Consider the following 22,930-nt stretch of genomic DNA (forward strand, 5'->3'; position numbering starts at 1 on the left):
TAGAACATGGCGGTGCCCGCATCCGGCCGGGCCGGCCTGCGGCCAAGCCGCCGGCCGCCTAGGAAACAGGGATCCGGGTGACTTTGGGACGCCTCCGGAAGTGCCGGATGAGGTCAGGGGAAGATAGGTACAGCGCCAGCACAGCAAGGCTCCCGGCCACACACAGGGCCACTGTGGGCAGCGTCGCCGTGGCGGCGATGAACCCAAGAACGATGACGGCGGCAGTGCACAGTGTGACAGCTGCGGTCGACTGCAGGTGGGAGAAGCCGACGTCGGTAAGCCGCTGGTAGACGTGCTCCCGGTGGGATGCGTACCACCGCTCTCCCGCCTTGATCCTGCGCAGCAGGGTGAACCCGGTGTCCGCGACATAGACCAGGATCGGCGACAGGACGTATTCAACGTAGACGCCGCTAAAGAACCCGGCCACCGCGAGAGCAGCAACCGAGGCGCCGAGAAGGTAACTTCCGACGTCGCCCAGGAAAACCGAGCCCCGGGAGAGGTTCCAGGGCAGGAAGCCAAGGAAGGCCAGGGCCAGCACCGCTCCCCCGGCGGTGAGCCAGGGCTGATCGGCGAGGACACCGGCCGCCGCATAGGCCGCGCCTGCGGTGACACCGTGCAGGCCTGATATGCCGTTGACGCCATCCATGAAGTTGGCGATGTTGATGTACGCGGCAATTGCCAGCGCGGCCAGCGGCAGCCACCAGAATGACTGACCGGTCAGCAGGATAAGCACCGCCGATCCCGCGGCACCGATGCCCAGTTGCGCGGCGGCACGGCCGCGGATCGAGAGTCCGCGCAGGTCCTCAATCCAGCCCACACCCGCGCTGGCGGCAACGATTCCCAGCACAACAAGGAAAACGGAGCGGTCCACGGTGACGGCGCCGAGGAGCATCGCCGCCAGGTACCCGGCGGCGGTGGCCAGGGCGACGGCCACCCCCATACCGCGGATGGTGGTCCGGTCGTGGGAGGACCTGGCGGACGGAACGTCCACTACTCCCATCCGGACCAGCCACGGCTTGACCGCGAACGGCAGCAGCAGGCTGGCGACCAAGGTGATGCCGGCTGCCAAGACGAGGGGCATCATGATGCCGCCCTGATGCTGTCGCCCGCTTCGTCCGCTTCGTCATCGGGGATGTCAGCGATGTCCAGTCCCTGCTCCGCCTCACAGCGGGCCAGCCAGACTTCAAGGTCCAGCCCGGCCGGGTCCTGTTCGTGGGCCTGGGTGTGCGAGATTTTGGGATGCAGCGGGCGTTCGTCCAGCTCGCCGACCCCAACGAGTTCCTCGTGGAGTTTCTCACCGGGCCGCAGCCCCGTGTAGATGATCTCGACTTTCTTACCTGACATCGCAATCATGCGCTGGGCCACGTCCAGTATCCTGACGGGCTCCCCCATGTCCAGGATCATAACCTCGCCGCCGCGGCCGATGGCGCCGGCCTGGATCACCAGTTGGCAGGCCTCCGGAATGGTCATGAAGAAGCGCGTGACGTCGGGATCGGTCACCGTCACCGGCCCGCCCACCCGGATCTGCTCCGTGAACAGCGGCAGCATCGATCCCCGGCTCCCCATCACGTTGCCGAACCGGACGGACACGAACCTGCGGCCGGTCTGGCCCGCCATCCAGGCGGCGAGTTTCTCGGCAACGCGCTTGGAATGGCCCAGCGCAGTGGTCGGGTTCGCGGCCTTGTCCGTGGAGATGTTCACGAAGTGCGACACACCGGCCCGTTCCGCGGCGCGCAGCACATTGAGCGTGCCCAGGACGTTCGTCTTCCAGGCTTCGATGGGGTACTGCTGCAGCAACGGCGCGTGCTTGAGCGCGGCGGCGTGGAACACCACATCGGGACGGCGCTCATCAAAGATCGCCTGCAGCGCCGCCCCGTCGCGGATGCTGGCCAGCACGGTGTCGCGGCCCGCCAGCAGCCCGCGGCCGGTGATGGAGATCTGGGTGTGCTGCAGGCCGGTTTCGTCGTGATCCAGCATGATCAGTTCGGCCGGGGAGAACTGCGTGATCTGCCGGCACAGCTCGGAGCCGATGGAGCCGCCGGCCCCTGTGACCAGCACGCGTTTGCCCTTGATATAGCCGGCAATCTCGTCCACTTTGATGTCGACGGGCCGGCGGCCGATCAGGTCCTCTACCGCCACATCCCGGAAGTCGGAAAACCCGTCCGGCGCCCCTCCGCCGAGCATGTCCCGGAGCGGCGGAAGGACCAGCACCCTGACATTCAGGCCGGCGACGGCGTCGGAAATCCGCCGGACGACGGACGCTTCCACATGGGCAAAGGCCAAGACAAGCACCGTGGCACGGGTGCGCCGGATAATGGCGGGCAGGTCATCGCCGCGGCCCAGGACCTGGACACCGGAAAGCCGCAGGTGCTTCTTGGCGGGATCGTCATCGATCAGGCCTGCCGGGAAGTACGGAGAATCGGAGTCCTGCAGCATCCGGGTCAGCAGGGAGTTGCCGAGGAAACCCGCGCCGTAGATCAGGGTGTTTTGGGCCCCGTCGCCGGGGCGGTTTTTACTCTCCACATACAACCGCTTGGCATAGCGGGCGGCACCCATAAAGAGGCAGGCAAACGGGAAAGCGATCAGCCCGACGCTGCGGCCGATCCCGATGGCTTCGTAGAGCACCAGCAGGCTCAGTGTGATCGAGGCGGCCACAATCACCGTGACGAATACGAGGGCTTTGGCCTCCTGGAAGCTGCCGAACGGGTACCGGCCGCGGTACAGGGCGAGGGCGTAGCCGGCCAGGGCCTGGGCAACGACGGCGATGCCCATCACGATGGTGGCATTGACCAGCTGGTCTTCCCGGATTCCCATTTCGTACCGCAGCAACAAGGCCAGGACGATCGCCACAACCCAGGACATCGAGTCGAGGAACAGCTGGATCCAGATCCAGAGCGGGGGCTTCTCGTCCCGCACTGCGTCGGGTTCGCGCGCTTCAGATTTCGTAGTCAACAGAGATTGCAACCGACTTCCAGTACCACGGCGGCCAGGCGCCTGTTTCAAAATACCCCGCCGTATAACTGCCGGACAGTACCGGGGCCTATCACGATACTAATCGCAATCACCTGCGAAGCCCGGGTCGGCGAACGCCGGGAGGAGCCGGTTCACCGCGATCCGGGCGTCAGTCAGGCCGGTTCCCGGCCTTCTGCGGAGGTACCGGCGGCATCGGCTGCCAGTTCCGGTCGGCGAGGATGCCGCGCGATTCGCGCCATCCCTGCCAGAGGGCGCCGGCACCCTTCAGCGTCCGTTCAACCAGCACCAGGCGCACCAGTTCTTTCAGGTATGTCAGGGCCGTGCCGGCTCCGAATCCCGGCCGGTTGAACTTGCCGTGCGCCCGCAGGTACTGGGCAACGTGGCCCCGGTTCCGCATCACGTAGCGCCGGCTCAGATCGGAGGAGTCGTTGAGATGGCGCACGCCCAGGTCCACCTGGCGCTGGGCCCGGACCTTCTTAATGACAAAGGCGTTGACGTAGACCACCGGCGTCTGCTGCGCCGCCAGCCAACCGTAGATGAGATCGTCCCAGGTGATGAAGAACCGCGGGTCCGGCAGCCCGATGTCCCGGGCCAGTGACGCCCTGATCAGCATGCCCTCAAAATTTCCCACGTTCGTGGGAAAAACATCGGACCTCCGGAACACATCGCCCCTGACCGGCAGGAAGACGCCGAGCGCCTCAACAAAGCGGTGCTGCCAGAAGAAGGGCTTGCCGGCGGCGTCGTATCTGCGGCCGATCAGGCAGGAGTAGTCCGGCGTGAACTTGTCCAGCGCCTCGATGGCTCCCGGGAGGACCTCGACGTCGTCGTCCATCATCCACAGCCACTCCGCACCGCCCTCAAGGGCAAGCTCGACGCCGCGGGAGAAACCGCCGGAACCGCCCACATTGGCGGGCAGCCGTTCGTACTGGATCGGCGGCCCGCCGGCGGCCGTGGCGCGGGAGACAACCTCAGCGGTGTGGTCGCTGCTGGCGTTGTCCACCACGATGATCCGGTCCGGGCGTGTGGTCAGGCGGCTGAACGAGTCGAGCAGATTCTGCAGGAAGTCGGCACGGTTGTAGGTGACGACGACGGCGAACAGTTTTTTCACGGCGGCCTAGCTGTTGGTCTGCATCAGCCGGGCGGGTGAGCCGAAGCCCTTTCCGCGGAAACCGGTGGAGTAGGCGCGGAACCAGTGCGCCAGCCCCTTGAGGTCGCCGGTCTTCAGGAAGTAGTACGGGAAGCCAACAATGTCCGCGCCGAACCAGCGCAGGTTGCGGTACTTCCGCGTAAGGTAGCCGCGGTTGCGGAAGTAGCAGTACCGCTTGAAGTCGCCCTCGGGGATGACCGGGGTGATGAAGCCGCCGAAGACCGGCTTCATTTCTGTCCATGTGGCGGGGTGCCGGACCGCGACGGTGGCCAGGGTGCCGTACTTGAGGCCTGCCTTCTTGACCCGGGACAGGAAGTCGACTTCGTCACCGCGGATGAAGAACTTCACGTCCGGAATGCCGATCTTGTAGAAGACTTCCGTCCGGATCAGGGCGCCGTTGAAAAAGTGCACCATGTCGGGAAGGTAACCCATCGGGGCAAGCCTGGAGCGGTCATTGGTCAGGAGTCCGTTGATCCGGAAGTTAAAGGAGAGCCGGTCCGGATCGGCGGTCGCTGCCACCAGCGGGCTGACAATATCGAGGCGGTGCTCCTCGGCGGTCTTGAGCAGTTCCGCCAGGCAGCTCGCGTCCTCGGGGTGGCCGTCGTCGTCCATCATCCAGATCCACTCGGCGCCGCTGGCCATGGCGGCCAGGATCGCGTAGGCGAACCCCCCGGCGCCGCCGAGGTTTGCCTCGGAGCGCAGGTAGTTGATGTTATCGCCGCCGGCGTTCACTACCTCCGTCGCCGGAACGGTGCCCGAGTCCACAAGTGCGATCGAGTGAATGGGGGCGGTCTGCTCGGCCAGCCCCTTAAGCAGGAGGGCAAGCTCCTCGTGGCGGTCAAACGTGACGGCCGCGACGGCGACTTTGGGCTGCATGTCAGTTCCTCGGTGAATCGTCGACGGCGGGTACACCGGTGATGTCGGGGCTGTCGGCACCGTCGGCGGGGATCACGACGCCGGCGGGGGTCTCGACGACGGCCGGGCTGTCGGGGCTGTCGGTTCCGTCGGCGGTGGTCACGACGTCGGCCGGTTCCTCGCCGATGCCCAGCACCCCCGGGACCACTTCGCGCAGCCGTGCCAGGCTGATGGCACCCTCGCGGACCACCCGCAGCGGAAGGGCTGTGGCGTCAACGATGGTGGACGGCAGCGCCTCGGTGCCCTCCACCGGGCGGTGTCCGCCTTCAAGGTAGACCTCCACGGACTCCGCGAGCTGGGATTCGGCGTCCGCGGCGGTCTGCGCGGCGGCGTGGCCGGTCCGGTTGGCCGAGGAGACGGCCAGCGGCCCGGTCAGGGCGAGCAGGTCCTGCGCGACGTCGTCGGCCGGGATCCGCAGCGCGACGGTGCCTCTCGTCTCGCCGAGATCCCAGTCGAGCGAGGGCTGGGCGTGCAGGATGAGGGTCAGTCCGCCGGGCCAGAAGGCTTCGGCGAGGCGTCGGGCCCCGGCCGGAACATCGGTGGCAAGTCCGTCGAGGGCGTTGAGCCTCGGGATGAGCACGGGTGGCGGCATCTTCCGGCTGCGGCCCTTTGAGGCAAGAAGCAGGGTCACGGCCTGGGGCGAAAAGGCATCCGCGGCAATCCCATACACGGTGTCGGTGGGGAACACCACGCACTTGTGCTCCCGGATGGCCCGCTGGGCGTGTTCAAGTCCTGCGGCGCGCTGGTCGGCGGCCGTGCAGTCGTAGCTAGTGGTCACTGCCCTATCCTTTCATCACTTCTTGGCTTGGCCGGACTGCCGGGCGTCCGCCCGGGCGGCGAGGACCGCACTGGTGGCCCGTTCCTTGCCGTTGAGGTCCAGATGGGTGCCCACCTCGGTCCACAGTCCCGAGCGGTTCAGCATCGCGGCGATCCAGCCCGCCTGGACTTCGGCGTGTTCCATCACAAAGTAGCCGCCGGGGACCAGCAGCCGGGCCGCAGACGCGGCGGCCGCCGTCGGAAGTTCCATTCCGTCCGCTCCCCCGCCGTACAGGGCCTCGGGCGGATCATGCAGCGCCACCTCGGGCTCCTTGGGGATCGCCTGGGCGGGTATATAGGGAGGATTGGAGACGACGACGTCGAAGGTGCCATTGTGCTCGCCCAGCGCATCGCGCAAATCACCGCGGACCAGGTTGACCCCGAGTGGCAGCAGGTTCTTCGCGGCCCAGGCATGGGCGAACTCGCTGAACTCCACCGCGTACACCTCGGCGCCGGGAACCTCGTGGGCAACCGACCCGGCGATGGCGCCGGATCCGGTGCCGAGGTCCACCACCCTGGGCCGCGCCATCCCCTGCAGCCGGTCAATCACCAGCTGCACCACGGATTCGGTTTCCGGCCGGGGAATGAACACCCCCGGTCCCACCGCCAGCTCCAGATAGCGGAAGTGCGCCACCCCGGTGATGTGCTGCAGCGGGATGCGCCGGGCGCGCTCCGCGACGAGTTCGTTGTAACCCTCAGGCGCCGGCGCGTCGCCCAGCAGCAGGGCGCGGAGCCGGCCGAGTCCGACGCCGAGCAGGTGATCGGCGAGGAGTTCGGCGTCGACCCGCGGGCTCGGAACGCCGGCAGCAGCCAGGACGGCCGTGGCGTCGCGGACCGCCTCCGCCAGGCTTGGCCCTGATTCGTCTGTCATCAAACCGGGTCCGGCACTAGTCGCCGATGGCGTCGAGGCGGGCCTGTTCGTCCATCTCGATGGCCGACTGGATCACCTGTTCCAGGTCGCCGTTCATGACCTGGTCCAGGTTGTAGGCCTTGTAGCCGGTGCGGTGGTCCGCGATCCGGTTTTCCGGGTAGTTGTAGGTGCGGATACGCTCGGAGCGGTCCATGGTGCGGATCTGCGACTTGCGCTGGGCCGAGTTCTCGGCGTCGATCTGCTCCTGCTGGTGGGCCAGGATCCGGGCACGCAGCACGCGCATGCCGGCTTCACGGTTCTGCAGCTGCGACTTCTCGTTCTGCATGGCCACCACGATTCCGGTGGGAAGGTGCGTGATGCGGACGGCCGAGTCGGTCGTGTTCACGGACTGGCCGCCGGGGCCGGAGGAACGGTACACGTCGATCTTGAGATCGTTCTGGTTGATCTCGAGTTCTTCGGGTTCGTCCACTTCGGGAAGCACCAGCACGCCGGCAGCCGAGGTGTGGATGCGGCCCTGGGATTCCGTCACGGGGACGCGCTGCACCCGGTGCACGCCGCCTTCGAACTTCAGCCGCGCGTAGACGCCCTCGGCCGGATCGTTCGAGCTGCCCTTGATGGCCACCTGGACATCCTTGTATCCGCCCAGATCCGATTCGTTGAAGGAAATCATCTCTGTCTTCCAACCGCGGGTTTCCGCGTACCGTGTGTACATCCGCAGCAGGTCAGCGGCGAACAGGGCAGCCTCATCGCCGCCCTCACCGCCCTTGACCTCGAGGATCACGTTGCGGGCATCGTCCGGATCGCGCGGGATCAGCAGCCTGCGCAGCTCCGCCGCGGCCGTCTCCAGCGCAACCTCCAGCACAGGCACTTCCGCAGCAAACTCCGGATCCTCCCCCGCCATTTCCCGGGCGGCCGCAAGGTCATCCTGGATTCCATGCCAGGCATGGTAGGCCTCGACAATGCCGTTCAGCTGCGCGGAACGCCGCCCCAGTTTCCGGGCAGCCTTCTGGTCAGCATAAACAGCAGGATCCCCAAGCTGCGCCTGGATGGCATCATGCTCATCCAACAGGCCCTGTACGGACTCAAACATTTCAAAACCTCTTTCGACTCTCTCAAGTCTAGTTACTGCAACGCGGGGTCACATACGGCCCATGTCCCGGGCTCTCATGGGCTGTATGTGACCCCGCGTTGCTTTTTGACGCGGACGAACCGGCTAACTCAGCATCCGCTTTAACGCAACAACCGCTCGAAAAATTGGCGGCCAGGTAAAGGCCGCCAACTTTCGAGCGGTTGACTCAGCTATTTGTCGTTATCGGACTTCGCACCAAGCGTCGTTTTCTGCACCTGCATGAGGAACTCGACGTTGCTCTGGGTCTCCCGGATCTTGTTGGTCAGCAGCTCAAGGCTCTGCTGCGTTTCGAGTCCGGAAAGGACGCGGCGCAGCTTCCACATGATCTTGACTTCCTCGGGGGACAGCAGGTTTTCCTCGCGGCGGGTACCGGACGCGTTGACGTCCACGGCCGGGAAGATGCGCTTGTCCGCGAGCTGGCGGGACAGGCGCAGTTCCATGTTGCCGGTGCCCTTGAACTCTTCGAAGATGACCTCGTCCATCTTGGAGCCGGTCTCGACGAGCGCGGTTGCCAGGATGGTGAGCGAGCCGCCGTTTTCGATGTTGCGGGCTGCACCGAAGAAACGCTTCGGCGGATACAGCGCTGCGGAGTCCACACCACCGGACAGGATACGGCCCGACGCCGGCGCTGCCAGGTTGTATGCGCGGCCCAGGCGGGTCATCGAGTCGAGGAGCACCACGACGTCCATGCCCATTTCCACGAGACGCTTGGCGCGCTCGATGGAAAGTTCGGCCACGGTGGTGTGGTCGTCGGCGGGACGGTCGAAGGTGGAGGCAATGACCTCACCCTTGACGGTGCGCTGCATGTCCGTGACTTCTTCGGGGCGTTCGTCAACGAGCACCATCATGAGGTGGACCTCAGGATTGTTAATGGTGATGGCGTTGGCGATGGACTGCAGGATGAGCGTCTTGCCGGCCTTCGGCGGCGAAACGATCAGGCCGCGCTGGCCCTTGCCGATCGGGGCAACCAGGTCGATGACCCGCGGACCGATCTTTTTGGGGTCCGTCTCCAGGCGCAGGCGCTCGGAGGGGTACAGCGGGACGAGCTTCGCGAATTCGACGCGGTCCTTGAGTTCCTCGGGCGTCTTGCCGTTGACCGAGGTGATGCGGACCAAAGCGTTGAACTTTTGGCGGGCAGACTGCTGCTGATTCGCTTGCTGGGATTCGCCTTCACGCGGTGCACGGATGGCGCCGACGACGGCGTCGCCCTTGCGCAGGTTGTACTTCTTGACCTGGGCGAGGGAGACATACACATCGTTCGGACCCGGCAGGTAGCCGGATGTGCGGATGAACGCGTAGTTTTCGAGCACGTCCAGGATACCGGCGACGGGCACCAGGACATCGTCCTCGGTGACCTCGACGTCGTCGACGTCCGGCCCCTGGACGCGGCCCCGACGGCGGTCGTTGCGGTCGCGGAAGCGGTCGTTGCGCGGGGTGTTGTCGCGGCTGTCCTGGCCACCGGAGCGGTCGGGACGGTCGGGACGGTCGTTGCGGTCGCGCCGGTTGCGGCGGTTCCGGCGGCTGCCGCCGTCGGCATCGTCGTTGTCGCGGTTGGCGGCGTTGTCGCGGTTACCGGCGTTGTCGCGGTTGGCGGCGTTGTCGCGGTTACCGGCGTTGTCGCGGTTGGCGGCGTTGTCGCGGTTGGCGGCGTTGTCGCGGTTACCGGCGTTGTCGCGGTTACCGGCGTTGTCGCGGTTGGCGGCGTTGTCCTTGGTAACTGCGGTCTCGGCGGTGTCGCGGCCGCCACGGGTGCGGGTGTTCTCGCGGCGCTGTCCGTCGTCGCTGCCCTGCTCCGCCTGGCTCTGATCGGTGCGCTGTTCGGTGCGCTGTTCAGTGCGCTGTTCCGGCTGGCGTTGCTCGGCGGGGGCCTGCTCGGCTGGAGCTTCGCTACCATCAGCACTCTGGGCTGCGGCTTCGCTGCGGCGGCGGTTGCGGGTACGCGGCTGGCGGGTACGTTCGCCGGCTTCCGTCCCGCCGGAAACGGCTGCGCCGTTGTCGGCGGCGCCGTTATCAGCAGAACCGGTCTCAGCAGAGACCGCGGGAGCCTCCGTCGGAGCGGCTGCGGCCGGGGCCTCGGCGGCGGGCGTCGTGATCACGCCGTCGCTGCCTGCGCGGCGGCTGCGGCCACGGCCCCGGGCACGGGGGTTTTCCTGGGCGGGAGCCTCGGACTCGGCGGCCGCCGGCGCAACGGCCGGACCAGCGGCGTGGGCTACAGTGCCGTTGCTGCTCGCCTTATCGGCGGCGCTGGCCGGGGCCTTGCTGACCGGAGTGCCTGCACGGTGAGCCGAAATGGCTGAGACCAGATCGCCCTTCCGCATCCGGGAACCGCCGGGAATCCCCAGCTGGCTGGCAAGAGCCTGGAGCTGGGCGAGCTTGAGGCCGGCAAGGCCACTGCTCTTGGCGGGTGCTGCCGTAGACGATCCGGCAGCAGAAGATGATGTTTCCACAGCTGAAGACAGCTCAGTGGTTTCGGTCACGAAGGATCCTTCCCCCTCGACGGCGTCCAGACTAGGAGCTGGACGCGATGATTTGATCTGGGCTGCAGTTCAGATCTGCAGCCGGGATTTCGGCCTTGCCGGATGGATATTGGCCGGCAGGGCCGGATACTGCTTCACCTGGTTCCGAAAGCAAGGAACAGCGGGCTGACAACTCAGGGGTGCAGAGCTGATGTCTGCGGATTCCTGCGTCAGACCAAAAGCAGGTGGCACCGGAAGATATTGCGCAGTGAAAGATGAGAGAGGCAACTTGGCCAACATCGCGGTCTTACGAACAGTAACTGATTTACCGCCTGCGTGATTACCGCCGGTGCACTTCCACTTTAGCACCTTCACCGTCGACGGCCAGCGTCATCACATGCCAGCCCACCTCCGGCGTGTTGCCTGCCGTAAAGGAGCCGATGAAGTCCACCACTGTGCGGGCCTGCACTGCTCCATTGGCGAGAACGAGCACGGTCGGACCGGCCCCCGACACCACGGCGGCGTGGCCTTCGCGCCGCAGTGCGGCGATCAGGTCCGCGCTGGGCCGCATCGCCTGGGCCCGGTAGCTTTGGTGCAGGTAGTCCCGGGTTCCGGGAAGCAGGAATTCCGGCTTCTGCGTCAGCGCGTGGATCAGCAGGGCAGCACGGCCCGAATTCATCGCCGCCGCGTGGTGACCCACCGAGGCAGGCAGCAGCGCGCGGGCGGCTGCCGTCGACAGCTCGAAGTCCGGGACTGCGACGACGGGAATCACCGAACCAGCCACAGCCGCGCGGGTGCTGCTGTACCGGTCACTGTCCTGCCATGACAGCGCCAGTCCGCCGAAGATTGCGGGGGCAACGTTGTCAGGGTGGCCTTCCATCTCACTCGTCAGCTGCAGGATCCAGTCCTTGTCCCGGCGGGACGCCTCCGGAACCAGGGCGTTGGCCGCGGTGACGGCCGCGACCACCGCGGACGCCGAGGAACCCAGGCCGCGGCCGTGCGGATTGACGTTGTCTGCGGTGATCCGCAGCCCCTCATGGCGGAAACCCAGGCGATGCAGTGCTTCCGTGATGGCCTTGACTACGAGGTGGCTCGCGTCCCGGGGCAGTGTCTGGGCACCTTCACCGCTGAGTTCAAACTCGAGCTCACCGCTGGCCAGGGTCTCCACCGTCAGGGTGTCATGCAGCGACAGTGCCAGGCCCAGGCTGTCGTAGCCGGGCCCCAGATTGGCGCTCGTAGCCGGCACCCGCACAGTCACGAGCTGCCCGGCCGGAATCGCCGGCGCACCGGCAGCGGACTCGGCCGGGATGGTGAGGGTGGTTTCCACGGCTATTGATCTTCCAGTCCCAGGGCGGTGGCGACGGTAACGACGTCGTTGGCGACCTTCACCGGCTCCACCTCGCTGCCGTCTTCCGTGCGCAGGGCCCACTGCGGGTCTTTCAGGCCGTGGCCGGTGACAGTGATCACGATGGTCTTACCCGCGGGGACTTCCCCGGCGGCGTGCTTCTTGATGAGTCCCGCGACGCCGGCGGCAGAGCCCGGTTCCACGAAGACGCCTTCACGGGCCGAGAGCCAGCGGTGGGCAGACAGAATCTCCTCGTCCGTCACGGCTTCGATCACGCCGCCGGATTCGTCGCGGGCGGCGATGGCACCGTCCCAGGAGGCAGGGTTGCCGATCCGGATCGCCGTCGCAAGGGTGTCGGGCTCGGTGATGGGGTGGCCCGCCACGAACGGCGCGGCGCCTGCGGCCTGGAAGCCCCACATGACCGGGGTCTTCGTGGAGACCGCGGGCAGGGTGCCTGCCGTGGCGGACTCGTACGGCGTGCAGTACTCCTTGTAGCCCTTCCAGTACGCGGTGATGTTCCCGGCGTTGCCCACCGGGAGGACGTGGAAGTCCGGGGCGTCGCCGAGAGAGTCGACCACCTCGAAGGCCCCGGTCTTCTGCCCTTCGATCCGGGCCGGGTTGACCGAATTGACCAGGAAGACCGGGTAGGACTCCCCCAGCTTGCGGGCGATGTCGAGGCAGTTATCGAAGTTGCCGTCAACCTGCAGCAGCGTCGCGCCGTGCGCGATCGCCTGGCTGAGCTTGCCCATCGAGATCTTGCCCTCGGGCACTAACACGACGCATGTGAGCCCGGCCGCCGTAGCGTAGGCCGCTGCGGAGGCGGAGGTATTGCCGGTGGACGCGCAGACCACCGCCTTGGCGCCGGCGGCAACGGCAGCCGTCATGGCCATTGTCATGCCCCGGTCCTTGAAGGATCCGGTGGGGTTCATCCCTTCGACCTTGAGGTAGACGGCGCTGCCGGTCAGCTCGGAGAGCTTCCGGGCATGCACCAGCGGAGTGCCGCCCTCGCCCAGGGTGATGACCGTGGTGGCCTCGGTGACGGGCAGGCGTTCAGCGTATTCGCGGATGACACCGCGCCATTGGTGAGCCACTTAGACTCCTTCTACCCGCAGTACGGATGTAACGGAATTGATGACGTCGAGACCCTTCACGGCCTCGACGGTGGCTGCCAGTGCAGCCTCGCTTGCGCGGTGCGTCACGATCCGTAGTGCCGCCGATTCAATCTTGGAGTCGGCATCGCGCTGGATGGTCTGCCGCATGATTTCAATGGACACGCCGTGCTCCGCGAAGAGCTGGGCGATCCGGGCCAGGACGCCGGGCTGGTCCGCGACGTCGAGGCCGATGTAGTAGCTCGTGGCCGCGGCGCTGATAGGCAGCGCCGGGACCTGGCCGGTGGCGGTCTCGGCGCGGCCGGGGCCCCCCAGGACGATGCTGCGGGCCGCCGAGACGAGGTCGCCCATCACGGCGGACGCGGTGGGCGTGCCGCCGGCGCCCTGGCCGTAGAACATCAGCTCGCCGGCGTTTTCGGCTTCGATGAAGACGGCGTTGAACGCGCCGCGGACCGCTGCCATCGGGTGTTCGCGCGGGAGCAGCGTCGGGTGAACGCGGACCGAGACGCCCGTCGCGCCGTCGGTGTCCGTGCCTGTTTCCCTGCCTGTGGCCCCCAGCTTCTCGGCGATCGCCAGCAGCTTGATCACAAAGCCGGCATCCTTCGCGGCGGCGATGTCCGCGGCGGTGACGGAGCTGATGCCCTCGCAGTAAACATCGGCCAGGGAGAAGCGGGTGTGGAAGGACAGCGAGGCGAGGATCGCGGCCTTCGAGGCGGCGTCGTGGCCCTCGACGTCGGCGGTGGGATCGGCCTCCGCGTAGCCCAGACGCTGCGCCTCTGCCAGGGCATCGGCGAACTGCGCACCGGTGGAGTCCATCTGGTCCAGGATGAAGTTGGTGGTGCCGTTGACGATGCCGAGCACCCGGGTGATCCGGTCGCCGGAGAGGCTGTCGCGGATGGGCCGCAGGATGGGGATCGCGCCGGCCACGGCGGCCTCGTAGGACAGCTGAACACCGGCCCTGTCGGCTTCCTCGTGCAGCGTCGGGCCCTCTTTGGCCACCAGCGCCTTGTTGCCGGTCACCACGCAGGCGCCGTTCCGCATGGCGGTCAGGATCAGGGTCCGTGCGGGCTCGATCCCGCCCATCAGCTCAATCACCAGGTCGGCGTCCTTGACGAGGGTTTCGGCGTCGGTGGTGAACAGCTCGTGCGGCAGTTCGACGTCGCGCGGGGCCGCGACGTCGCGTACGGCGATGCCGATCAGTTCCAGCCGCGCGCCGGCCCGGGACGCCAGCATCTCGGCATCGTCCAGGAGAATCCGCGCAACCTGGGCCCCGACGTTGCCGCAGCCCAGCAGGGCCACCTTCAGGGTTCGTAATTCCGTCATTCAGACTCCCATGTCGCGGTTCAGCAAATCTTCTTCGGTTTCCCCGCGGACAATCAGCCGGGCGGATCCATCGCGCACCGCGACAACGCCCGGCCGGGCCAGATAGTTGTAGTTGCTGGACAGGGCCCAGCAGTAGGCACCGGTCCCCGGGACAGCGAGCAAATCACCGGCTGCCACGTCCTCGGGCAGATATACATCTCTAACAACTATGTCGCCGCTCTCGCAATGTTTGCCCACCACGCGGGACAGCTGCGGAGCCGCGGCGGACGTGCGGGAGGCCAGAATTGCGGAGTAATCCGCGTCGTACAGCACCGGACGGGGGTTATCGCTCATGCCGCCGTCCACCGACACATACCTGCGCGGGTACGTAACGTTTTCGCCGGTTGTGCCGGGTTCGGCGGCTTCGTCCGAGACATCGGTGCCGGGCGCGGTCGCATCGACCCGGACGGTCTTGAGGGTGCCCACCTCATAGAGCGTGAAGGTGGTGCTGCCCACGATCGCCCGGCCGGGTTCGATCGAGATCCGCGGGGCGGAGATGCCCAGCCCGGCGCATTTTGTGCGGACGACGGCGGCCATCGCCCGGGCGATCTCGGCGGCCGGGCGGGGGGTGTCCACCGGTGTGTAGGCGATGCCGTAGCCGCCGCCGAGGTCCAGTTCGGGCAGCACGATGGAGTACTTGGCCTGCATGGCGGCAAGGAAGTCCAGCAACCTTTCCGCGGCGAGGGCGAAGCCGTCCGGCTCGAAGATCTGCGAGCCGATGTGGCAGTGCAGGCCCAACAGTTCGACGCCGGCGTACCCGGCGGCCGCCGCCACGGCTTCCTCGGCCGCAGAGAGCCCGGCCTGTTCGGTGGAATCCCCGGCCATGGAGAGGCCGAATTTCTGGTCCTCATGCGCGGTGGCGATGAATTCGTGGGTATGGGCGTGCACGCCGGGGGTCAGCCGCAGCATGACCTTCGCCCTTTCCCCACGGGCGTCCGCGATCTTCGCGACGCGGTCCAGCTCGGCGAGGCTGTCCACCACGATCCGGCCCAGTTTCATGTCCAGGGCGCGGTTAATCTCGGCGTCGGACTTGTTGTTGCCGTGCAGCGCGATGTCGGCGCCCGGAATCCCGGCGCGCGCAGCGACGGCGAGTTCCCCGCCGGAGGCCGTGTCCAGCCGCAGCCCTTCTTCCTCCACCCAGCGGACCACCGCCGTGCACAGGAAGGACTTCCCGGCGTAGTAGACATCCACTCCCCCGCAGATGTCCGCGAACGCATCGTTGAAGGCGTCGGAAAAGGCGCGTGCCCGGCTCCGGAAATCGCTCTCGCTCAGGACGTACAGCGGGGTACCGAACTGGCGCTGCAGCTCGCTGACGGGAATCCCGTCGATGGCGAGTTCGCCGCCGGCGGTCCGGGCCGCACCGGCCGCCCACAACGGCGCGTGGAGCGCGTTCAGGTCGGCGGGGACCTGCAGCCATCCGGGTGCCAGCGGGGAGGCGCCGGCGTTGGCGGCGTTGGTCGCGCTGGCGGCGGACGGGATTGCGGGGTTCGCGGTCATGATGGTTACATCCGTTCCGGCGCCGAGACGCCCAGCAGTTCCAGTCCGTTGGCCAGCACCTGGCTGGTGGCGTCGTTGAGCCACAGCCGGGTGCGGTTTAGGTCGGTAATGGGTTCCTCGCCCTGCGGCGCCACCCGGCAGGCGTCGTACCAGCGGTGGTACGCGCCGGCGATGACCTCGAGGTGGCGGGCGATCCGGTGCGGCTCGCGCAGCTCGGCCGCCCTGGCCACGATCGAGGGGTAGCTGCCCAGATGGGAGAGCAGCTCGTTTTCGGTCGCGTGGTCCAGCAGCGAGGCCTCGAAGCTGTCTTTGCCGTCTACACGGCGGTCCACACCCGCCGCGACGGCGTTGCGGGCCGTGCCGCGGGAGCGGGCGTGGGCGTACTGGACGTAAAATACGGGGTTTTCGTTGCTGTGCTTCTTGAGCAGATCGGGGTCCAGGGCGAGTGGCGAGTCGGCAGGGAAGCGGGCCAGCGAGTAGCGGACGGCGTCCTTCCCGAGCCAGGAGATGAGGTCTTTGAGCTCAATGATGTTGCCGGCCCGCTTGGACAGCTTGGCTCCGTTGACCGAGACCAGCTGGCCGATCAGGACCTCGATGTTAACCTCGGGATCGTCGCCCGCGGCGGCTGCGATGGCCTTGAGCCTGTTGATGTAACCATGGTGGTCTGCGCCGAGCAGGTAGATCTTTTCGGTGTAGCCGCGGTCCTTTTTGGACAGGTAGTAGGCAGCATCGGCCGCGAAATATGTGGGCTCACCGTTCGCGCGGACCATCACGCGGTCCTTGTCGTCGCCGAAGTCCGTCGTGCGCAGCCAGACTGCGCCGCCGTCGTCGTACACATGGCCCTGCTCCCGCAACCGGACCACGGCGTCCTCGATGGCGCCGGCGTCGTGGAGTTCCTGCTCGGAAAAGTAGACGTCGAAGTCGACGCCGAACTCGGCAAGGGTCCGTTTGATGTCGTGCAGCTGCGCCTTGTAAGCCGCGCCGCGGATGACCGGCAGCGCCGCCACCTCGGTCAGTTCGCGGATGTCCGGGTGCTGCGTGAGCACCTCGTGGCCCAGGTCCGCGATGTATTCGCCCGGGTAGCCGCCGTCGGGAACACCACGGCCGTGCAGCCGGGACAGGACGGACTGGGCGAAGACGTCCATCTGCGAGCCGGCGTCGTTGACGTAGTACTCGGCTGTGACCTCGGCGCCGGAGGCCCGGAGCACGCGGGCGATCGAGTCGCCGAGGGCTGCCCAGCGGGTATGCCCGATGTGCAGGGGTCCGGTGGGGTTGGCAGATACGAATTCCATGTTCACCACGTGGCCTGCGAGCGCCGAGTTGGTGCCGTAGGCCGCCCCCGCTTCGACGATTGCCCTGGCCAGGGCGCCGGCCGCACCGGCGTCCACCGTGATGTTCAGGAACCCGGGGCCGGCGATGTCGACGGCGGATACGCCGTCGATGGACTTCAGCCGGGCACCTAGGACGGCGGCGAACTCCCGCGGATTGGTTCCCGCGGCCCTGGCCAGCTGGAGGGCGATGCTGGTGGCCCAGTCGCCGTGGTCCCGGTTCTTCGGCCGCTCAACGCGCACCTCAGCCGGGATATTGGAAGCGGGGAGCCCGATTTCGCCTGCGGCGACGGCGTCTTTCAGGCAGGCGGAAATAGCGAGGGAGAGTTCTTCTGGGGTCACGGTTCCAGCCTACCGGTGGCCCGCGGTGCGGCGGAATTTGGCGCCGGTCATGACGGCCCGGTCACCGGCGCGGGGACGCAGCCGGGAACCCCCACGTTTTTCCAAGCCGAATCGTGTGTGAACCATTACGCTAAGGACAACGTTGTCATGGGTGTACCCGTAGTAGGTCAGTGTTCTCGAGTCACTCCCTTATCCAGTCTTCGCCAACGAAACGAGCAGCGGTATGAATGCCTCCCTCCGAAAAAGCGTCCTTGTCGGCATCGCCGGCCTGTCCCTGGCCGGGACCGCGGCCGGCTGCGCGCCGGCCCAGGCCCCCGCCGCCCAAAGTGCAGCCCCGGCACCTTCCTCAGCCGGAGCGGGAACCGCCAGTTACAAGGACGGCATCTACGCGGCCGACGGCAACTACGCCTCCCCCAACGGCACCGAGACTGTGGGAGTCAAGCTGACGCTGGCCAGCGGGGCCGTGTCAGATGTGGAGATCACCCCGCATCCCTCCACCCCCAACACCAAGAAGTTCCAGGGCGAGTTCGCCGGCGGCATCAAGGCCCAGATCATGGGAAAAAAGCTTGATGAGATCAAGGTTTCCAAGGTGGCCGGGTCCTCGCTGACCGGCGGCGGCTTCAACCAGGCCGTGGAAAAGATCAAGGCCGACGCCAAATAGCCCACGCCAACCAGTGGTGCGGCCGCCGCGCCGCGCCGGCAGCAAAGGAGAACTCGTGCCGCATCCGGGCTGGACAGGCTTCAGCTTCGACGGGATCGGTACCCGTTGGGAAATCTCCACACCATCGCCCCTGGCCGACGGGCACCGCCGCCGGCTGCTGGCCACCGTGGCGGAGTACGACGCGGCCTGGTCACGTTTCCGGCCGGACTCCCTGATCGCCGAAGCGTCGCGGCAGCCCGGCAGATACGAGCTGCCCGCCGGGGCGGCCCAGCTCGGCCAGCTCTACGAGTCCCTGTACCGGCTCAGTGGCGGGGCTATGACCCCGCTGATCGGCGGCAGCCTGGAACAGCTCGGCTATGACGCCCGCTACTCGCTGCGCGCCGGTGGGCTGCCGTTGCCGGCCCCGCCGTGGGAGACAGTGCTGGACTGGCAGGGCACGGTGCTGACCACCAGCGCCCCGGTGGTGATCGACGTCGGAGCGGCCGGAAAAGGACAGCTGGCGGACCTGCTCTCGGCCGAGCTGCGCGCCCGCGGCGTCGAAGAACACTTCATCGACGCGAGCGGGGACCTGCTGAACTCCGGACCGGGCCCCGGTCTGGAGAACGGTCTGGAGAACGGTCTCGAGACCAGACAGGAGACCGGCGGCGCCGCGCCGGTCGAGGTGGCACTGGAACATCCCTACGACCCGGGCCGGGCAATCGGCATTGTCAGCCTGGGAACTGGTGCGCTCTGCGCCTCCGCCGCCAACCGGCGCACCTGGGGCGACGGGCTCCACCACGTCCTGGACGGCACCACCGGCGCCCCGGTGCGCACCGTCGTCGCCAGCTGGGCAATGGCCGCCACAGCGATGGTGGCGGATGCGCTGGCCACCGCCCTGTTTTTTGTCGGCGGCGCCCAACTGCGCGAGGAATTCGAGTTCTCCTGGCTTACCGTGTACTCGGACGGACACGCCGAGTATTCCGCCGACTTTGAAGGGGCCCTGTTCTCATGACTGCCACCGTCTTCACCCCCATCGGCCCGCGGCTGGACACGGCGCTGGGCCGGTTCACGATGTACCGGCTGGTGCTTCTGGTCCTGGTCGTGCTCGCCGCCTACAGCATGCTGCTCAATGTGCTCGGCTGGCTGACATTCGGGCTCGTGGAGATGATCGCGCATCTGGCCCTGTGCCTGGGCCTGACGTACGCGTCCAACCGCGCCCTGGCCGCCCTGTTCCGGGTGCGCCCGCACTCGGAGTCAGCACTCATCACGGGCCTGCTCCTGTACTTCCTTTTCTGGCCGACACAGTTTTCAGCGGGGCTCCAGATGCTTGACCTGGCCGGCGTTGCCCTCGCCTGTGTGCTGGCATCCGCGTCCAAGTACGCTCTTGCGTGGCGCGGCCGGCACATCCTGAACCCGGCGGCGGCCGGCGCGTTCATCACCGGACTGACCGGACTCAACATCGCCACCTGGTGGGCCGCCACGCCGGCGATGCTCTGGCTCCTGCTGCCCGGCGTGCTGCTGGTGCTCTACCGGATCCGGAAGGTGCTCATGGCTGCGGTGTTCACGGTGGTCGCGGTGTCCATCGTCGCCGCGGACCTGCTGCGGTCCGGCTCGGGGCTTGGCGAGGCCCTGTGGCAGCCGCTCGCCCAGCGTCCGGTCCTGTTCTTCGTCGGCTTTATGCTGACCGAACCACTCACCCTGCCGCCGCGCCGGTGGCAGCAGCTGGCGCTGGCCGCCGCCGTCGGGGTGCTGTTCGCGATCCCGTACAACTTCGGTTTCGTGGCCAGCTCCCCGGAGCTGGCGCTGCTGGTGGGGAACGTGCTCGCCTTCGCAGCCGGCCAGCGCGGCGGGGTCCGCCTTCAGTTCCTGAACTCCCGGCCGCTGACGCCTACGACGACGGAATTCAGCTTCCGCCCGGAGCGTCCCGTCCGGTACCGCCCCGGACAGTACCTGGAACTTCACCTGCCCCACGAAAAGTCCGACGGCAGGGGCCTGCGGCGTGTCTTCAGCCTCACCAGTCCCCCCGGGTCGCCGGTGCTGACAATCGGGGTGGGAACGGCCGAACCGCTGTCCTCGGCCAAGCGGACACTGCTGTCCCTGGAACCCGGCGACCAACTGACGGGAACTGCGGTGGGCGGCGATTTTGTCCTGCCCCGGAAGTCAGGGGCTCCTGTGCTGCTCATCGCGGCAGGCATTGGGATCACGCCCTACCTGGCCCACCTCGGCGCTGGCTCCGGCTCCAGCTCAGGCTCCGGCGACGGCCCGGGCCCCGGCTCGGGCTCCGGCCCGGGCACCGGCTCGGCCAATGAGCGGGACATGGTCCTGCTTTACCTGGCGCGGACAGCGGCGGAACTCGCCTACGCGGAGGAACTCGAACGTTTCGGCACCCGCGTCGTGGCCAGGCTCAGCGACGGCTCCCCGCCGCCGGCGTTTATGCAGGACGCTGGCCGGTCCCGGATCGACGGTGCGGCGCTGAAGGACCTTGTTCCCGATATCGCGGACCGGGAGGTTTTTGTGTCCGGTTCGCCGGCCAGCGTCCGATCCCTCCGCGCCGCCGCCCGCGCCGCCGGGGCGCGGAAGATCCATGTGGATTCCTTCGCCGGATACTGAGCGGTTCCGCATGCTAGTGAGCGGTTCCGCTTGGGGGCCGCCCGCCGTCGAGCCCCCAGGCGCGTCGATTTTCCCTTGGAGGCCACCTTCCTGCTAAGCTCTAGGACGTCCCGCCGGCAACGGTAGGAACCCTGACTGCCCTCGTAGCTCAGGGGATAGAGCGTCTGCCTCCGGAGCAGAAGGTCGTTGGTTCGATTCCAATCGAGGGCACAGAGAAAACCCCGCCACTTCAGGGAAGTGGCGGGGTTTTTTTGTGTTTCGTGTTGGCTTCTGGCGCGTATAAGCCTTTCAGGCTGGACACCAAGGATGTTGGACTCGCTCGAACAGGATCCCTCTGCTTTCGCGACCTAAGTACACCCGTTCTCCATCCTCCTGCCGCCGGGCAAACGCCCGAAACGCAAAGGGATACTTGGGTGGCCATTTGTACCTTGCCAAATCCCGCACCGTCAGGCCTCCCCGTAGGGCGGCACCCTGAGAGTGGGGACGCTCACCCGGTACAATAGAATCCTGTCAGTCGCCTTCCCGGCAGGGAATTAGCCACTGACGACATTCTCCACGCCCTCGCGGCCTATCGCAACGAACAACTGGAGCAGGACGACATTGGACATTTACACGCTCATAAACCTCGGGCTTGTCCTGCTGTTCGTCCTTACCGGTGGAGTGTTCGCCGCGATGGAGATGGCCCTGGTGTCCTTGAGGGAGAGCCAGCTGCACCGGTTGAAACATCAGGGCCGCCGCGGTGCGAAAGTGGCAACGCTGTCTCGAGACCCCAACAAATTCCTCGCGGCAGTGCAAATTGGCGTTACAGTCGCCGGTTTCCTCTCCGCAGCCTACGGTGCCTCCACCCTTGCGCCCGACGTCGTACCGCTACTGGAAACCTTCGGCGTGCCCCGAGGTGCGTCGAACACCGTTGCCCTTGTCGGAATGACCTTGCTGATCGCCTACCTCTCGCTCGTGTTCGGCGAGCTTGTGCCCAAGCGATTCGCGCTCCAGAAGGCCGCCAGTTTTTCGCTCGCTCTCGCACCGCCGCTTGTGATCTTCGCCGGGCTCATGCGGCCCGTGATCTGGTTGCTCTCAGTGTCGACGAACACCGTTGTGAAACTTCTCGGCGGAGACCCCCACGCTAAGAATGAACGGATGTCCGACGAGGAACTCCGCGACCTGGTCGGCGCCCACCAAGGGCTCGAAGTGGAGGAACGACAAATTCTAAGTGGCGTCCTCGCCGCAGCGGACAGGTCGGTCACCGAGGTCATGCGTCATCGGGGCAATGTTGTGTTCCTGACCGGGAAACAGTTGGTCTCTGATGCGATTGCCGAAATTCACGCCATGCCCTATTCGCGCTACCCCGTCATCGGCCGATCCGTCGACGACGTGATCGGTTTTGTTCATGTGCGCGATTTGTTCGACCCGGACTCGCGCGCCACCGTTACTACGGTCGCCGACATCGCCCGTTCGATTGTGTTTCTTCCTGGCTCGAACCGTATCCTGCCGGCCATGACACAGCTTCGCCGTTCCGGAGTCCACATTGCAGTCGTAATCGACGAGTACGGGGGAACCGATGGCATCGTCACGCTCGAGGACCTCGTTGAGGAATTTGTCGGCGAGATCCGGGATGAGTACGATCCTACCGAGGCTGAGGAGGGCACCCTGAATTCAGGCACGGAGCGAACCGTGAACGGAAGTTTGAACCTGGAAGACTTTTCGCGGGCTACCGGAATCGACCTCTTAGACGGGCCGTATGAGACCGTGGCCGGCTTCGTCATTGATCGACTCGGACGCATGCCCGTTGTCGGCGACAAGGTCCCTGTCGGTGCGTATCAACTCAGCGTTGCCGCCATCGAAGGGCTACGGATCACCAGAATCGATGTAATCTCCACAGGAGTAGCGCCTCAATAGTTGCACCTGGTGACCGGGGGCAGGTGGCAGTCCGTGATGGCCGCACCGGTCTCGGCGGCCAGGGCGGCGAGACCGGTTTTCCAGGCACGCAGCCGGGTGGCGCGTGCCGGTCAGCGCCGCCGCCAGGGTCCGAAGGGACTCCGTCATCCACCGCAGCGGGCCTATCGGGTCCCAGCGCTCCCCCGGATCCGCCAGCGCCACCAGCGCATCGGCCAGTCCGGGGTCTGTTTCCGTGTGGGGTTTCCGTCCGCCCCCGGACTGGCGGGCCCTACCCAACGGGTCCGCGCGCACCACCCGTCACCACGAACAGCCCGGCACGGCTCGAGTCTCCCGGCCAATGCGGAGGACCCCATGCCTCAGTGGGCCGTGGTGATGCTAGCCCTTTTCGGACCACTGCATCGCACCACTGCGATCGTAAGGGGGGTCCACGCGAGGGCCGTCTCCACCAGGTAGGACAGCACCTTGGACAGGGACGGCGGAACAGCGCAGGGAAA

The 22,930-nt window shown here is 66.7% G+C and carries 17 protein-coding genes and 1 tRNA gene; 5 read left to right on the forward strand and 13 right to left on the reverse strand.

Features of this window, described 5'->3' with window-relative positions:
- Positions 1 to 58: 58 nt before the first annotated feature.
- The 13 genes from RCH07_RS01185 to argS all read right to left on the reverse strand — a co-directional run bounded on the left by RCH07_RS01185 (position 59) and on the right by argS (position 17,290).
- Complete coding sequence (locus RCH07_RS01185; RefSeq protein ID WP_326965624.1) at positions 59 to 1,084, reverse strand: MraY family glycosyltransferase; 1,026 nt, start codon at positions 1,082 to 1,084, stop codon at positions 59 to 61.
- Positions 1,081 to 2,952 (reverse strand): polysaccharide biosynthesis protein, encoded by a 1,872-nt coding sequence (locus RCH07_RS01190; RefSeq protein WP_326965625.1) that lies wholly within the window; start codon positions 2,950 to 2,952, stop codon positions 1,081 to 1,083. Before RCH07_RS01190 ends, RCH07_RS01185 begins: the two co-directional genes overlap by 4 nt.
- A gap of 169 nt (positions 2,953 to 3,121) precedes the next feature.
- Positions 3,122 to 4,081 (reverse strand): glycosyltransferase, encoded by a 960-nt coding sequence (locus RCH07_RS01195; RefSeq protein ID WP_326965626.1) that lies wholly within the window; start codon positions 4,079 to 4,081, stop codon positions 3,122 to 3,124.
- Between the two features lie 6 nt (positions 4,082 to 4,087).
- A complete protein-coding gene (locus tag RCH07_RS01200; RefSeq protein ID WP_326965627.1) occupies positions 4,088 to 4,996 on the reverse strand; it encodes a glycosyltransferase in 909 nt (302 codons plus the stop codon).
- Position 4,997: 1 nt separating this feature from the next.
- A complete protein-coding gene (locus RCH07_RS01205; protein ID WP_326965628.1) occupies positions 4,998 to 5,813 on the reverse strand; it encodes an L-threonylcarbamoyladenylate synthase in 816 nt (271 codons plus the stop codon).
- Positions 5,814 to 5,828: 15 nt separating this feature from the next.
- Positions 5,829 to 6,722, reverse strand: a complete 894-nt coding sequence (gene prmC / locus RCH07_RS01210) for a peptide chain release factor N(5)-glutamine methyltransferase (RefSeq protein ID WP_326965629.1) — start codon at positions 6,720 to 6,722, stop codon at positions 5,829 to 5,831.
- 16 nt (positions 6,723 to 6,738) lie between these two features.
- Positions 6,739 to 7,812: a peptide chain release factor 1 gene (gene prfA, locus RCH07_RS01215; RefSeq protein WP_326965630.1), complete on the reverse strand. Its 1,074-nt coding sequence runs from the start codon at positions 7,810 to 7,812 to the stop codon at positions 6,739 to 6,741.
- Between the two features lie 209 nt (positions 7,813 to 8,021).
- The gene (gene rho / locus RCH07_RS01220; RefSeq protein ID WP_326965631.1) at positions 8,022 to 10,328 is read right to left on the reverse strand and encodes a transcription termination factor Rho; all 2,307 of its coding nucleotides are present in this window, start codon (positions 10,326 to 10,328) and stop codon (positions 8,022 to 8,024) included.
- A gap of 319 nt (positions 10,329 to 10,647) precedes the next feature.
- On the reverse strand, positions 10,648 to 11,634 hold the full coding sequence (thrB, locus tag RCH07_RS01225; protein ID WP_326965632.1) for a homoserine kinase: 987 nt from the start codon (positions 11,632 to 11,634) through the stop codon (positions 10,648 to 10,650).
- Between the two features lie 2 nt (positions 11,635 to 11,636).
- On the reverse strand, positions 11,637 to 12,743 hold the full coding sequence (thrC, locus tag RCH07_RS01230) for a threonine synthase (protein ID WP_326965633.1): 1,107 nt from the start codon (positions 12,741 to 12,743) through the stop codon (positions 11,637 to 11,639).
- A complete protein-coding gene (locus tag RCH07_RS01235) occupies positions 12,744 to 14,084 on the reverse strand; it encodes a homoserine dehydrogenase (protein WP_326965634.1) in 1,341 nt (446 codons plus the stop codon).
- Complete coding sequence (locus RCH07_RS01240; protein ID WP_326965635.1) at positions 14,085 to 15,620, reverse strand: diaminopimelate decarboxylase family protein; 1,536 nt, start codon at positions 15,618 to 15,620, stop codon at positions 14,085 to 14,087.
- 5 nt (positions 15,621 to 15,625) lie between these two features.
- Positions 15,626 to 17,290 carry an arginine--tRNA ligase gene (gene argS / locus RCH07_RS01245; protein WP_326965636.1) on the reverse strand — a complete coding sequence of 555 codons (1,665 nt, stop codon included), beginning with the start codon at positions 17,288 to 17,290 and terminating at the stop codon, positions 15,626 to 15,628.
- Positions 17,291 to 17,513: 223 nt separating this feature from the next.
- Between argS and RCH07_RS01250 the strand changes: the two genes are divergently transcribed.
- The 5 genes from RCH07_RS01250 (at position 17,514) to RCH07_RS01270 (ending at position 22,436) form a co-directional block, all read left to right on the forward strand.
- The gene (locus RCH07_RS01250) at positions 17,514 to 17,951 is read left to right on the forward strand and encodes an FMN-binding protein (RefSeq protein WP_326965637.1); all 438 of its coding nucleotides are present in this window, start codon (positions 17,514 to 17,516) and stop codon (positions 17,949 to 17,951) included.
- Between the two features lie 55 nt (positions 17,952 to 18,006).
- Entirely contained in the window at positions 18,007 to 18,942 is a 936-nt protein-coding gene (locus tag RCH07_RS01255) for an FAD:protein FMN transferase (RefSeq protein WP_326965638.1), read from the forward strand.
- Positions 18,939 to 20,540 carry an FAD-dependent oxidoreductase gene (locus RCH07_RS01260; RefSeq protein WP_326965639.1) on the forward strand — a complete coding sequence of 534 codons (1,602 nt, stop codon included), beginning with the start codon at positions 18,939 to 18,941 and terminating at the stop codon, positions 20,538 to 20,540. Before RCH07_RS01255 ends, RCH07_RS01260 begins: the two co-directional genes overlap by 4 nt.
- 137 nt (positions 20,541 to 20,677) lie before the next feature.
- A tRNA-Arg gene (locus RCH07_RS01265) sits at positions 20,678 to 20,750 on the forward strand.
- Between the two features lie 390 nt (positions 20,751 to 21,140).
- Complete coding sequence (locus RCH07_RS01270; RefSeq protein WP_326965640.1) at positions 21,141 to 22,436, forward strand: hemolysin family protein; 1,296 nt, start codon at positions 21,141 to 21,143, stop codon at positions 22,434 to 22,436.
- Positions 22,437 to 22,930 lie beyond the last annotated feature (494 nt).

Source organism: Arthrobacter sp. CG_A4 (assembly GCF_035985125.1).
Lineage (GTDB): Bacteria > Actinomycetota > Actinomycetes > Actinomycetales > Micrococcaceae > Arthrobacter.

Coding starts and splice junctions, on each gene's coding strand:
- RCH07_RS01185 (WP_326965624.1), bottom strand. CDS start 1,084: ATGATGCCCCTCGTCTTGGCAGCCGGCATCACCTTGGTCGCCAGCCTG.
- RCH07_RS01200 (WP_326965627.1), bottom strand. CDS start 4,996: ATGCAGCCCAAAGTCGCCGTCGCGGCCGTCACGTTTGACCGCCACGAG.
- prmC (WP_326965629.1), bottom strand. CDS start 6,722: ATGACAGACGAATCAGGGCCAAGCCTGGCGGAGGCGGTCCGCGACGCC.
- prfA (WP_326965630.1), bottom strand. CDS start 7,812: ATGTTTGAGTCCGTACAGGGCCTGTTGGATGAGCATGATGCCATCCAG.
- RCH07_RS01235 (WP_326965634.1), bottom strand. CDS start 14,084: ATGACGGAATTACGAACCCTGAAGGTGGCCCTGCTGGGCTGCGGCAAC.
- RCH07_RS01240 (WP_326965635.1), bottom strand. CDS start 15,620: ATGACCGCGAACCCCGCAATCCCGTCCGCCGCCAGCGCGACCAACGCC.
- RCH07_RS01250 (WP_326965637.1), top strand. CDS start 17,514: ATGAATGCCTCCCTCCGAAAAAGCGTCCTTGTCGGCATCGCCGGCCTG.
- RCH07_RS01260 (WP_326965639.1), top strand. CDS start 18,939: ATGACTGCCACCGTCTTCACCCCCATCGGCCCGCGGCTGGACACGGCG.